Annotated in this window: 14 protein-coding genes; 8 read left to right on the forward strand and 6 right to left on the reverse strand. The window is 71.0% G+C overall.

Going from position 1 to position 12,425, the window contains the following annotated elements; all coding sequences use genetic code 11:
• Positions 1–36 precede the first annotated feature (36 nt).
• Complete coding sequence (locus tag ACH4D5_RS10590; protein WP_398301419.1) at positions 37–1,752, forward strand: Ig-like domain repeat protein; 1,716 nt, start codon at positions 37–39, stop codon at positions 1,750–1,752.
• 75 nt (positions 1,753–1,827) lie between these two features.
• Here the strand turns inward: ACH4D5_RS10590 and ACH4D5_RS10595 are convergent, their stop codons facing one another.
• Together ACH4D5_RS10595 and ACH4D5_RS10600 are read right to left on the reverse strand one after the other, a co-directional pair.
• Positions 1,828–2,238: a hypothetical protein gene (locus ACH4D5_RS10595; RefSeq protein ID WP_398300656.1), complete on the reverse strand. Its 411-nt coding sequence runs from the start codon at positions 2,236–2,238 to the stop codon at positions 1,828–1,830.
• Positions 2,239–2,319: 81 nt separating this feature from the next.
• Positions 2,320–3,531 (reverse strand): pyridoxal phosphate-dependent aminotransferase, encoded by a 1,212-nt coding sequence (locus ACH4D5_RS10600; protein ID WP_398300658.1) that lies wholly within the window; start codon positions 3,529–3,531, stop codon positions 2,320–2,322.
• Between the two features lie 203 nt (positions 3,532–3,734).
• Between ACH4D5_RS10600 and ACH4D5_RS10605 the strand changes: the two genes are divergently transcribed.
• Positions 3,735–4,610 (forward strand): serine protease, encoded by an 876-nt coding sequence (locus ACH4D5_RS10605; protein ID WP_398300660.1) that lies wholly within the window; start codon positions 3,735–3,737, stop codon positions 4,608–4,610.
• Positions 4,611–4,701: 91 nt separating this feature from the next.
• On the opposite strand, the gene ACH4D5_RS10610 is transcribed toward ACH4D5_RS10605, so the two are convergent.
• The 3 genes from ACH4D5_RS10610 to ACH4D5_RS10620 all read right to left on the reverse strand — a co-directional run bounded on the left by ACH4D5_RS10610 (position 4,702) and on the right by ACH4D5_RS10620 (position 6,107).
• On the reverse strand, positions 4,702–5,100 hold the full coding sequence (locus tag ACH4D5_RS10610; RefSeq protein WP_398300662.1) for a DUF2267 domain-containing protein: 399 nt from the start codon (positions 5,098–5,100) through the stop codon (positions 4,702–4,704).
• A 48-nt stretch (positions 5,101–5,148) separates the two neighbouring features.
• Positions 5,149–5,568 carry an Hsp20/alpha crystallin family protein gene (locus ACH4D5_RS10615; RefSeq protein WP_398301421.1) on the reverse strand — a complete coding sequence of 140 codons (420 nt, stop codon included), beginning with the start codon at positions 5,566–5,568 and terminating at the stop codon, positions 5,149–5,151.
• A 161-nt stretch (positions 5,569–5,729) separates the two neighbouring features.
• Positions 5,730–6,107, reverse strand: coding sequence for a hypothetical protein (locus ACH4D5_RS10620; protein WP_398300664.1), 378 nt, complete (start codon positions 6,105–6,107; stop codon positions 5,730–5,732).
• A gap of 273 nt (positions 6,108–6,380) precedes the next feature.
• Here ACH4D5_RS10620 and ACH4D5_RS10625 point away from each other — a divergent pair, with 273 nt between their 5' ends.
• The 4 genes from ACH4D5_RS10625 to ACH4D5_RS10640 all read left to right on the forward strand — a co-directional run bounded on the left by ACH4D5_RS10625 (position 6,381) and on the right by ACH4D5_RS10640 (position 9,350).
• A complete protein-coding gene (locus ACH4D5_RS10625) occupies positions 6,381–6,731 on the forward strand; it encodes a MerR family transcriptional regulator (RefSeq protein WP_398300666.1) in 351 nt (116 codons plus the stop codon).
• A 335-nt stretch (positions 6,732–7,066) separates the two neighbouring features.
• On the forward strand, positions 7,067–7,270 hold the full coding sequence (locus ACH4D5_RS10630; RefSeq protein ID WP_046930152.1) for a cold-shock protein: 204 nt from the start codon (positions 7,067–7,069) through the stop codon (positions 7,268–7,270).
• Positions 7,271–7,563: 293 nt separating this feature from the next.
• On the forward strand, positions 7,564–8,985 hold the full coding sequence (locus ACH4D5_RS10635) for a DEAD/DEAH box helicase (RefSeq protein WP_398300668.1): 1,422 nt from the start codon (positions 7,564–7,566) through the stop codon (positions 8,983–8,985).
• Between the two features lie 77 nt (positions 8,986–9,062).
• Positions 9,063–9,350 (forward strand): SCO5918 family protein, encoded by a 288-nt coding sequence (locus ACH4D5_RS10640; protein ID WP_398300670.1) that lies wholly within the window; start codon positions 9,063–9,065, stop codon positions 9,348–9,350.
• Between the two features lie 9 nt (positions 9,351–9,359).
• Here the strand turns inward: ACH4D5_RS10640 and ACH4D5_RS10645 are convergent, their stop codons facing one another.
• Complete coding sequence (locus ACH4D5_RS10645; protein WP_398300672.1) at positions 9,360–9,896, reverse strand: hypothetical protein; 537 nt, start codon at positions 9,894–9,896, stop codon at positions 9,360–9,362.
• A 110-nt stretch (positions 9,897–10,006) separates the two neighbouring features.
• On the opposite strand from ACH4D5_RS10645, the gene ACH4D5_RS10650 reads away from it, so the two are divergent.
• Together ACH4D5_RS10650 and ACH4D5_RS10655 are read left to right on the forward strand one after the other, a co-directional pair.
• Positions 10,007–11,449, forward strand: a complete 1,443-nt coding sequence (locus ACH4D5_RS10650) for a cellulase family glycosylhydrolase (protein WP_398300674.1) — start codon at positions 10,007–10,009, stop codon at positions 11,447–11,449.
• Between the two features lie 98 nt (positions 11,450–11,547).
• Positions 11,548–12,423 (forward strand): trypsin-like serine peptidase, encoded by an 876-nt coding sequence (locus ACH4D5_RS10655; protein WP_398300676.1) that lies wholly within the window; start codon positions 11,548–11,550, stop codon positions 12,421–12,423.
• Positions 12,424–12,425: the final 2 nt, after the last annotated feature.

Genomic DNA, 12,425 nt, shown 5'->3' on the forward strand with positions numbered 1-12,425 from the left:
GGGGCCAAGTTGAAGAAGACTCAGCGGTTGAGACGCGTGACGGGTGCGGCGGTCGTGGCGGCGCTCGGCTCGGCGGGGCTCGTCGCGGCGGGCACGCCCGCGGCGCACGCCGCCACCGCGTCGGACGAGGTCGTGAAGCTGCCGATCTCCTCGTACTCGGCGATCGCCGTGGACTCCGCGCACGAGCGGGTCTACGTCTCGGACAACAACCGCGGCAACTGGGACAACAAGGGCGTCATCGCCGTCTACGACTTCGAGGGGCACCTCGTCTCCAAGATGACCACGGACACCCGCGTGTCGGGCCTCGCCCTGAGCGCGGACGGCAACACGCTCTACACCGGCGAGCGCGCCAGGATCGTGACGTACGACGCGACCACGCTCAAGCCGACCGTGGTCTCCAACGCGTACGAGGAGACCTGCGGCCGCGAGGTGGCCGTCACCGGCGACAAGGCCTGGTGGACGACCCAGTCAGGCTCCTACGTGTCCGACTGCCCCGAGACGCGGAGCGACCTGGACGGCCTGGTCGGCGGCGTCCACGGCCGGACCGGCTGGAACGCCAAGGGCAGGCTCGCCCTGGAGGCCGCCCCGGGCGACACGAAGCGGTTCTTCATGGGCCAGGAGCCCAGCTCCACGGAGAAGGACCCGTTCCTGGCCGCCTTCGACGCCGAGGGCGACAATCCCGTGCGCGACGCCGTGCGCCGCTTCGGCGACAGCGAGGGCAAGGGGGCGCTGCGGCTGAAGGATCTGGCGGTCAGCGCCGACGGCAAGCGGGTGGCGGTCGCGGACGCCGCGTACGGCACCCGGCTCCTGAACGCCGGTGACCTGTCGGACGCCGGCACGCCCTACCAGGCGCTGCCGGAGGGGGCCACGTCCTCCGCGGTGGCGTTCAGCGGCGACGGGAAGTACGTGGCGCGCGGTGCGGCCGCCGCCGGGAGTACCGCCGATCTGCTGGTGCAGCCCGCCGATCCGGCGGACGGGGTGACGCCGTTCGAGTTCGCCTTCGAGGGGCCGCTCGACGGTGACCGTGTCGTGCCGCGCGGTCTCGACTGGTCGAAGGACGGGAAGCGGCTGTTCGCCGTCACCGCCAACGCCGCGGGCCACGAATACTGGCTGCACATCATCCAGCCGCCCGCCGCGCAGTACGACTCGCGCTTCACCGGCACGCTCGGCACCACACCGTCGAAGCCCGTGGTCGGTGAACCCCTCGGCATCCGGGGCAGGCTGGAGCTCGACGGGCCCGCGCCCGCGGAGCCCGTGAAGGTCGCCGCGGTCCGCAAGGACGCCGACGGCACGCAGGAGGTGGCGGCGGCCAAGGTCGCGGCCGACGGCAGCTTCACCGTCCTCGACGTGCCGGACCGGCTCGGCGAGGCGACGTACACGCTGCGGTTCCTCGGCGACGTCACCCACCGCCCGGCCGAGGACGTCACGGTCACGGTGGACGTGGCCAAGGCCCCGACGGCGGTCGAGCTGACCGCGCCCGCCGAGGCGACCCGTGCGGGCGGCGTGGAGATCACCGGCAGGCTGACCGGGCAGGGCCGCGCGCTGCCGTCCGGGATCAGCCTGAAGGTGACGCGGACCGACCGCTTCGGCACGACGGGTGAGCTGACGTCCGCGCCGGTCGCGGCCGACGGCACGTTCAAGCTCAGGGACCTGCCGAGCAAGCGGGGCAGGACGGTCTACGAGGTGAGCTACGGGGGCGACGCGCTGCACGAGGGCTCGGCCGCCCGGGCCACCGTGAGGATCACCGGCTAGGCGGCGGGTACTCCCAGCCGCCGCCAGGTTGGTGGCGCCCGGTCCGCGGCCTTCCCGGCCGCGGACCGGGGCCGATCAGGGGGCGCCGACCAGGCGCGTGGCGTCCGCGTGGGCGTCCATGCGCCCGGCGGCCAGGATCGCCGCCGCGGTGTCGGCGCGGGAGGCCGCCACGACCAGGGCGCGGCCCGCGAGGGCGTGGGCGCGCTGGTGCAGGGCGGAGAGGTGGGGTTCGTGGATTGCGGCTGCGACCGCGGACCTGGGCGGGAGCGTGCCGCCGCGCAGGCGCGCCACCTGGTGCGCCAGTTGCTCGGCGGCGTCGTCCAGGTCGGCGGACGGGGTCAGGGCGCGCAGCTCGTCCGTGACCGCGAGCAGGGCGGCGAGGTGTCCGGCGAGCTGGATGTCCAGCTCCTCCTCGCGGGAGCGGTGGGGGTAGCCCGCGTCGTCGGCCATGGAGTGGACCGACTTGGTGCGGATCGGCTCATACATGGGACGGCCTCCAGACGGTTGCTTGAAAGCCATCCTAGCTTAGATCCTGTCTAAAGTTGAGTCGGTCCCAATACCGGTGGGTCACGGCTGGCTGTAGCCGTCCAGGAAGCTGCCGATCCGGGTGACCGCCTCCGCGAGATCCGGCGCGCTCGGCAGCGTCACGACGCGGAAGTGATCGGGCTCGGGCCAGTTGAAGCCCGTGCCGTGCACGACCATGATCTTCTCGGCCCGCAGCAGGTCGAGGACCAGCTGCCGGTCGTCCTTGATCTTGAAGACCTTCGGGTCGAGCCGCGGGAAGAGGTAGAGCGACCCCTTCGGCTTCACGCAGCTCACGCCGGGGATCTGCGTCAGCAGGTCGTACGCGGTGTCGCGCTGCTCCAGGAGCCGGCCGCCCGGCAGGACGAGGTCGTTGATCGTCTGCCGTCCGCTCAGCGCGGCGACGACGCCGTGCTGGCCCGGCATGTTCGCGCAGAGGCGCATGTTGGCGAGGATCGTCAGGCCCTCGATGTACGAGGAGGCGTGCGCCTTCGGGCCCGAGATCGCCACCCAGCCGACACGGTAGCCCGCCACGCGGTACGCCTTCGACATGCCGTTGAACGTGAGGGTCAGCAGGTCGGGGGCGATGGCGGCGGTCGGCGTGTGTGTCGCGCCGTCGTACAGGATCTTGTCGTAGATCTCGTCCGAGCAGACCAGGAGGTTGTGCCGACGGGCGATGTCGGTGAGGCCGCGGAGCATCGCCTCGTCGTAGACCGCGCCGGTCGGGTTGTTCGGGTTGATGATCACGAGCGCCTTGGTGCGGTCGGTGATCTTGCGCTCGATGTCGACGAGGTCCGGCATCCAGTCCGACTGCTCGTCGCAGCGGTAGTGCACGGCGGTGCCGCCGGAGAGCGAGACGGCCGCGGTCCACAGCGGATAGTCCGGCGCCGGTACGAGGACCTCGTCGCCGTCGTCGAGCAGGCCCTGCATGGCCATCACGATGAGCTCGGAGACGCCGTTGCCGATGAAGACGTGCTCGACGTCGGTCTCGATGCCCAGGGTCTGGTTGTGCATGACGACCGCGCGGCGGGCGGCCAGGAGGCCCTTCGCGTCGCCGTAGCCGTGTGCGTCGCCGACGTTGCGCAGGATGTCCTCCAGGATCTCCGGCGGGCACTCGAAGCCGAAGGCCGCGGGGTTGCCGGTGTTGAGCTTGAGGATGCGGTGCCCGGCCGCCTCCAGCCGCATCGCCTCCTCCAGCACGGGGCCGCGGATCTCGTAACAGACGTTGGAGAGCTTCGTCGACTGGATGACCTGCATGTCCGCGAGCTTACGGCCGGGTAGGACGTGCCGCTTCGTGTTTTCGGACACAAGAGGGGCGCGCGGGGGCGCTGGGGGAGCGTCCTGTCAGCGGTCGGTTGTGTCCGTTCGCGGTCTTGTCCTCGCGGCCCGGGACCTCAACAATGCGCATGACAAAACCGAAAGAACTTCGGTCACTCAGTCATTCAGAGGGGACCCCCCACATGAAGAAGCCTCTCGTCGGTGTGTGCTTCGCCGCTCTGATACTCGGAGCGACGGCGGCACCAGCGGCGGCCGTCGGCAACGAACCACCCGCCGCACCGAAGGCCGCGGCCGAGGTCAAGGCCAAGGCCAAGGCCGTCAACTTCGCGGGCACGGTGGCGCTCAGCAACTGCTCCGGATCCGTGGTCCGCGTGCCCTCCTCGCAGCCCGGCGACCCGGCGCTCGTCCTGTCCAACGGGCACTGCCTGGAGGGCGGCTTCCCCGCGCCGGGCCAGGTCATCGTCAACAAGGCGTCGTCCCGCAGCTTCACCCTGCTCAACGCCTCCGGAGGCAACGCGGGAACGGTCCGGGCCAGCAAGATCGCGTACGGCACGATGACCGACACGGACATGTCGCTCTACCAACTCACCAGCACCTACCGGGACATCGAGAGCCGGTACGGCATCAAGGCGCTGGAGCTGAACGCGGCGCGGCCCGAGCAGGGCCGGGCGATCACCGTCGCGTCCGGCTACTGGAAGAGGCTGTACAAGTGCAACATCGACGGCTTCGCCTACCGCCTCAAGGAGGGGAGCTGGACCTGGAAGGACTCCGTCCGCTACACCCCCGCCTGTCAGACGATCGGCGGCACCTCGGGCTCCCCGGTGATCGACGACGCGACCGGCAAGGTCGTCGCCGTGAACAACACCGGCAACGAGAGCGGCGGCAGGTGCACGGACAACAACCCGTGCGAGGTCGACGAGAACGGCAACGTCACGGTCCGCGAGGGCATCAACTACGCCCAGCAGACCTACTGGATCGTGCCCTGCGTCGGCGCGGGCAACAAGATCGACCTGAGCCGCGCGGGCTGTCAGCTGCCGAAGCCCGCCGGGCTCAAGTAGCCGCAGTCATGGGCTGAGCCACCGCGGCCGCGGGTGCCGCCCGGAAGCCCCGTTCACCGGGATTTCCGGGCGGCACCCGTGCGTCAGGCCCTCAGGCGGCCGGCGCCAGCTCGGCCCGGCCGAACAGCAGGGCGTAGCCGGCCGGCAGCAGGCAGAGCAGGCGGTCGACGAGGTCCGCGTCGACCGTCTGCGCCACGGCGGTGAGGACGGAGCTGACGTCCCATCGGGCGGTCGCCGGCGTGGCGCCCTCCAGGTTCAGCGCCACGCTCTCGACGAACTCCGCGGCCGTGAGGGGCCGCACGGCGGGAATCCGGTCGGCGATCAGCCTCGCCGCCTCCGGGGGCAACTGCCGCGCCAGGTCGACGCGTTCGTCCCCGATGACGTGGCCGCCGAGGGCGGCCAGCACGACGCGCGTCACGCGCTCGGCCTCCGCGGCGCTCGCGTACTGGCCGGTTTCCCTTACCGTCTCGATGAGTTCGCTCCACCCCATCGTGCCCTTCTCCTCCGTTTCGTCGAATCGTTCGCGTCGGCCGTGCGGTCAGCTGTCGATCTGCTTGCGGTCACTGCCGCCGCTGATGTGGATCTTCCGCGGCTTGGCCCGCTCGGCCACCGGGATGCGGAGCGTCAGGACACCGGCCTCGTACGAGGCGTCGATCCGCTCCGTGTCCAGGGTGTCGCCGAGGAACAGCTGGCGGGAGTAGCTGCCGGTGGCCCGCTCGGCCGCGATCATCTCCACGCCCTCGGGGGCGGGGGAGCGGCGCTCGGCCCGTACGTTCAGCACGTGGCGCTCGACGTCCAGGTCGATCGACTCGGGGTCGACGCCCGGCAGGTCGAAGTGGACCACGAACTCGTCGCCCTGGCGGTAGGCGTCCATCTGCATCCCGGCCGGGCGGGCGCTGGTGAAGACCTGCTGGGCGAGACGGTCGAACTCGCGGAAGGGGTCGGTACGCATGAGCATCACGGGTCACTCCTCTCTTCGGGTGCTGGGTGCGATGCCCTACGGATTTCTATATAGCCCGAAGGAGAAAAATTGACAAGCCCCGACTCAGGTCTGGCTCTGAGGCGGGGCTTGTCGGCAGGAGCGGTCGTGGGTTTCGGATCGGCTGTGGGAGGGGCCGGTCAGCTGTCGGAGTAGCTGAGGTCTCCCACGGTCCAGGCGCTCACGTCCCGGAGGGCGATGCGGTACATCCCGCCGGTCTCGGGCAGGCCCACGCTGCCCTGGAGGATCCGGGCGAGGTGGAAGTGCAGGTGGGTGGGCGGCTCGGTGTCCCGCGGCGGGCCGGAATCCGCTTCCGGGGCCACGAACGCGGAGGCGAAGGGGGCCAGCCGGTCGGAGTCCTTCAGGACTTCGGCGACACGGCGCCGCCACAGGGCTTCGGGGGCCAGTCGTCCGGTGATGACCGCGCCGGCGACGACCACGGTGAGGGACATCTGATTGCTGTGCTCGGACTCCACCAGGGCGGCGATGTCAACGAGCAGCTCGTCAGGCTTCGACATGACTGGTCAGCCTACCGACGTGGCGGGGCCGGTGGGTGCTCGGATACCTCCCCCTCCGCTTCCGAAAATCTATCGCGGCTGGAATAGACATGCGGAAGTCCCGTTGTTAGAGTTCTTGGCATAGCCATACGAAGAGCAGTGCCCGTCCGTTCAGCCGGGCGCCCATGCGGTAACAGATGTCCGGCCCGCGGGGCCGGTAGATGGCGTGAAAACCCCTCGGGGCCTGGTGCTGTACGGCACCAGGCCCCTCGACGCGTTCCAGAAGAGGTGCAAATGCCCCCAGAGAACCCCTCGCACGGCAACGACAGGTTCGACGACGACGACTACCCCGCCTACACGATGGGCCGGGCCGCCGAGATGATCGGCGCCACGCCCGGCTTCCTCCGGGCGGTCGGCGAGGCCCGCCTGATCACGCCGCTGCGGTCCGAGGGCGGCCACCGTCGCTACTCGCGCTATCAGCTGCGGGTCGCGGCGCGCGCCCGCGAGCTCGTCGACCAGGGCACGCCGATCGAGGCGGCCTGCCGCATCGTCATCCTCGAGGACCAGCTGGAGGACGCGCTGCGGATGAACGAGGAGCTGCGCCGTCCCGCCGGATCCGAGTCCGAGGGGGCGCCCGCGTCCTGAGGCCGGGCCGTCTCCCCGGCCTTCGCCCGCCAAACGCTGTCTCGCGCCGACCGCATATCTGTGACGGCAAATGGAGAATTTCGCGTGATGCGCGATGAAGGTTTATCAGCCGACCGGCGAGCGATATGGAAAACCATGCGCCGGGCGCGATGCCGTGCTACTGTCGTTATCAGTTGCAGTTGTGGTTTCCAGAGACTCCAAGTGCTCCCGTCGGCTTTATGTGCCGGTTGGGGCACTTTGTATTGCCGGTCATTTCCGGACGGGGTAATCATCGCGGCGACGCGGAGTCCGCACAGTGTGGACTCCACAGGGCACTGCCCCGAAGGAGATATGACATGGCTACTGGCACCGTGAAGTGGTTCAACGCGGAAAAGGGCTTCGGCTTCATCGAGCAGGACGGCGGCGGCGCCGACGTCTTCGCTCACTACTCGAACATCGCCACCCAGGGCTTCCGCGAGCTGCAGGAGGGCCAGAAGGTGAACTTCGACGTCACGCAGGGCCAGAAGGGCCCGCAGGCCGAGAACATCGTTCCCGCCTGACGCTGACGCTCACGCGCACTTCGTAGCTGGGGCCCGCACCTTGGGTGCGGGCCCCAGCTCGTTGCGTTTCCGGGGAGTACGCCTCCCCGAAAGACTGATGGTTTGAGGTTCTAAGCGGTCGGCACCCCGGTGGTCCCATCGGAGAGTGCGACGCTTTTCACCGGTCGAACCCGGAATTAAACACCGGCGGCCGGGAATGTTTTTTCATTTGCCCCGGCCGTTCCAGCGATTCTCGGCACCGGTCGGTGCCTCTGAGAATTCCTCGATACGCGCCGCATCGAGGAAGGTTCTTCATGAACCGCTCAAGTCGCACAAACAGCCGACGCCCGGACAACCGTGCCCAGGGACGAGGCCGCCGCCCCGCCGCGCTCCAGGGGGAGTTCGCGCTGCCGGTCACCGTCACCCCGGCCCTGCCCCCCGTCGAGGACTTCGCCGCGCTCGGCCTGCCCGCCGGCGTGCTGCAGACCCTCACCGGACTCGGCGTCACCACCCCCTTCCCCATCCAGGCCGCCACGCTGCCGAACTCCCTCGCGGGCCGGGACGTCCTCGGCCGCGGACGCACCGGATCGGGCAAGACCCTCGCCTTCGGCCTCGCGGTGCTCACCCGCACGGCGGGCCTGCGCGCCGAGCCGCGCCGCCCTATCGCCCTGATCCTCGTCCCCACCCGCGAGCTCGCCCAGCAGGTGACGGACGCCCTCACCCCGTACGCCAGATCGGTGAAGCTGCGCCTCGCCACCGTGGTCGGCGGCATGTCGATCGGCCGGCAGGCCGGCGCGCTGCGCGCCGGGGCCGAGGTCGTCGTCGCGACGCCGGGACGGCTCAAGGACCTCATCGAACGGCGCGACTGCCACCTGGACCAGGTCGCCGTCACCGTCCTCGACGAAGCCGACCAGATGGCCGACATGGGCTTCCTGCCGCAGGTCACCGAGCTCCTCGACCAGGTGCGGCCCGACGGGCAGCGGATGCTGTTCTCGGCCACCCTGGACCGCAACGTCGACCTCCTGGTCCGCCGCTACCTCAGCGACCCCGTCGTCCACTCGGTCGACCCCTCGGCCGGCGCGGTCACGACGATGGAGCACCACGTGCTGCACGTCCAGGGCGCCGACAAGTACGCCACCACCACGGAGATCGCCGCCCGCGACGGCCGGGTGATCCTCTTCCTGGACACCAAGCACGCGGTCGACCGGCTCACCACGCACCTGTTGAACAGCGGCGTGCGCGCGGCGGCCCTGCACGGCGGCAAGTCCCAGCCCCAGCGCACCCGCACGCTCGCCCAGTTCAAATCCGGCCAGGTCACCGCGCTCGTCGCCACGAACGTCGCGGCGCGCGGCATCCACGTCGACGACCTCGACCTCGTCGTCAACGTCGACCCGCCCGCCGACCACAAGGACTACCTGCACCGCGGCGGCCGCACCGCCCGCGCCGGCGGCTCGGGCAGCGTCGTCACCCTGGTCACCTCGGCGCAGCGGCGCGACATGAACCGGCTGCTCGCCGTCGCCGGCATCCGGCCGCACACCACGCAAGTGGCCTCCGGCGAGCCGGAGTTGGCGCGCATCACCGGCGCCCAGGCCCCCTCGGGCACCCCGGTGACCATCCCGGCACCGCCCAAGGCGGCCGCCGAACGCGGCGGCTCCTCCGCCCGCGGCCGCCGCCCCCGCGACGGCCGCGCGCGCCGCGCCTACGCCGCCCGCACGCGGACCGACTCCGCAGCCTGAACCCGGACCCGGGCCTGCCCCGCAGGCCCGGAGCCCCGTTCGACTCACTCACCGGCCCTCTCCCTCTGTGAGGCACCATGCGCTGTGTCATCGCCCGCTTCCCCTTCGACCTCTTCAAGAGCGAGGTGGAAGCGGCCATGAAGGGCGTCAAGCCCGAACCCGTCACGGGCGAGTCCGTGATCATCGGCCGCCGCCACTACCCCGTCAAGCAGGTGGGTGAAGTGATCACCCGGCAGGACCGCCGCGACTTCTCGGCGGCCGAGGTCACCAGGGCACTGACGGGCCTCGGCTTCACCTGCCGCCCCGCTCCCGCCCCGGCCGCCCCCGAGCCGGTCGAGACGGCCTGGCCCACGACCATCGTCTGACGGGCCGGATCACCCGGGCGCGGCGTGCGGCGCACGCCGCGTCGCGAGTGCCGCCGCGCCCGGCAGCCAGCCGAGGAGCAGCCCCCACAGGGCGCCGAACAGCGCACCTGTCACCGGCAGCAGCAGCCAGCCCAGGGTGTCCGCCTCGATCATGCGGGCCGCGACCAGGCCACGCCACGCGCCCGCCACCGCCGCGCCCGCGATGAGCGCCGTCCAGCCCGCGAGCAGCCGGCGCCCCCTGCCCGCACCGGGCCGCACGCGCAGGTGACGGCGCATGCGCGCGGCGGCCACCGCGACCAGGAGCAGGGCGGCGAAGTTCTCGCAGAGCTGCCAGGACCAGTCCGTCGCGCCCAGCGGTGTCGCCCGCAGGCCCGGCAGCGCGAAGGGCACGCCGAGCGCGCTCGGCACGACCGAAAGACCCGCCCGCGCCGTGAACGCGGTGAGCAGCGTGGCGCTGCCGTGCGCCAGGACGAGCAGCAGACAGACGCAGCCCACCACGGCCGTGGCGTCCGCCCGGGCCCGCAACGCGTCGATCGTCGTCCGCATGGCGCGCCACTGTAGGCCGCCCCGGCCGCCGTGGACAGGGGCCGGTCCAAAGAAAGTGAACAATGCTCAGGTCTGTTGCGGCGGGGGTCGCGCGACCTACCATCCCGGCCATGAAGTCCCTTGCGGCGTGGCGCACTTGGGCGGTCGGCGCGGTCGTGCTCGCCGTCGCCGCCGCGCTGCTGGTCGCCGTCGGCCCGGAGGGCGCGGGGGCGGGGCGCGCCGACACCGCGACCGGCCACCGGTGGATCACCGACCGGCAGGGGCGCGCCCTGGTCCTGCGCGGGCTGTCCACGGCGAGCAGCGCCAAGCAGGCGGCGGACGGCATGCCGTGGATCGCGGAGAAGGACGTCGCACGTGAACGGCGCGAGCTGGGCACGAATTTCGTCCGCTTCCTCCTCCAGTGGCGCAAGGTCGAGCCGGCTCCGGGGACGTACGACAGGACGTATCTGAAGCGGGTCACCGAGCGGGTGCGGTGGTACGGCGAGCGCGGCTACCACGTGCTGCTCGACATGCACCAGGACCTGTACGGCCCGCGCGTCGGCGGCAACGGCGCCCCCGCGTGGGCCACGGAGACGGACGGGCTGACGTCCGCCCCCACCGACCCCTGGGAACTCGGCTACGCCGAGCCCGGGACCGTCCGCGCCTTCGACCGTTTCTGGGGGACGGTCGAAGGCGGCGGGCGCGATCTGCGGAAGCACTACGTCGGCGCCCTGCGGGAGGTGGCCAGGCACTTCGCCGACGACGACGCCGTCATCGGGTACGACCTGATGAACGAGCCGTGGGGCGGCAGCGTGCAGGGCCCCGCGTTCGAATCGGGGCCGCTGGCCCGGCTCTACCAGGACGGCATCGACGCCATCCGCACCGTCGACCGCGACCACTGGCTCTTCGTCGAACCGTCCGCCATCGGCGCCAACTGGGGCTTCGCCACCGGCCTGCCGCGCCTCGACGACCCGCGGGGCGACGGCGACGCGGCGCGCATCGCGTACGCGCCCCACCTTTATCCCCTCCCCATGGACCTCGGCGGCGGCTACACCGGCGACACCAAGGGGCAGGTCGACGCGTCCCTGCGGGCCTGGCGCGAGCAGACGGAGAAGACCGCGCGGCGGCTCGGGGCGCCCGTGGTCATCGGCGAGTTCGGGCTCGACGTGGGGCTGCCGGGGGCCATGGAGTACGTCGAGAAGGTGCAGCGGACGGCCGACGGGATGGGGGCGGGGTTCGCGTACTGGTCCAACGACCCCGGGACGTGGGCGCCTTGGGACGCGGAGATGCGGCCGACCGCGCTGCTGCCCGTGCTCGACCGGCCCTACCCGCGGGCCGTCGCGGGGGACCCGGTCGCGTACCGGTGGGACGAGGCGCGCAAGACGCTGACGGTGAGCTGGCGGGGGAAGGCGGGCGTGCGGGGCGGCACGGAGGTGTATCTGCCGGCGCGGCACTTCCCCGCGGGGGCGCGGGTGGAGGGCGGCGAACAGCAGTCGTGGAGCGCCGAATCCCGCACCCTGACGCTCCGTACGGGTCCGGGTGCCCACTCTGTCCGCATCACACCGCGTGGGTGAAATGGAAGAGTTCCACCCCTTGTCCGGCTGCACAGGGACCCCAAGAATGCCGTCTGACAATCACACGACAGGCGTACGTCACGAGGGGGGCTCCACAGATGGGCAAGAAGAGCAACGTGGTCGCGGGCGGACTGCTCGCCCTGGCGCTGACCGGGGCGAGCGCGATACCCGCGTTCGCGGGGAACACCGGGGGGAACGACCGGTCGGCCCAGCAGGCGCAGGGCAAGTCCAAGGCGAAGCCGGTCGACTTCGCGGGGACGGTGGCGCTCAGCAACTGTTCCGGCTCCGTCGTCCGCACGCCCAAGTCGAAGGCGAGCGACCCGGCGCTCGTCCTCACCAACGGCCACTGCCTGGAGACCGGTTTCCCCGCCGCCGGTGAGGTCGTCGTGGACCGTCCTTCCACCCGCACCTTCAAGCTGCTCGACGCGGAGGCGGACGACGTCGCCACGCTCAAGGCGTCCAGGATCGCCTACGCGACCATGACGGACACCGACATCACCCTCTACCGGCTCACCAGCAGCTACCGCGACATCACGAGGAAGTACGGCATCAAGCCGCTGGAGCTGGAGGACGACCACCCGGTGAAGGGGCGGGCCATCACGGTGGTCTCCGGGTACTGGAAGAAGACCTACAGCTGCAACATCGACGGATTCGTGTACCGCATGAAGGAGGGGGAGTGGACCTGGAAGGACTCCGTCCGCTACACCCCCGCCTGCCAGACCATCGGCGGCACGTCCGGCTCGCCGGTGATCGACCACAAGACCGGCAAGGTCACCGCGGTCAACAACACGGGCAACGAGGACGGCGAGCGCTGCACCGTCAACAACCCCTGTGAGATCGACCGCAAGGGCAACGTGACCGTGCGCAAGGGCATCAACTACGCCCAGCAGACGTACGGAATCGTGCCGTGCGTCGGCAAGGGCAGCAAGATCGACCTGGGCCGCAAGGGCTGCAAGCTGCCCCGTCCTGCCTGACG

The sequence above is a fragment of the Streptomyces sp. NPDC018029 genome (genome assembly GCF_044327655.1).
Classification (GTDB): Bacteria; Actinomycetota; Actinomycetes; order Streptomycetales; family Streptomycetaceae; genus Streptomyces.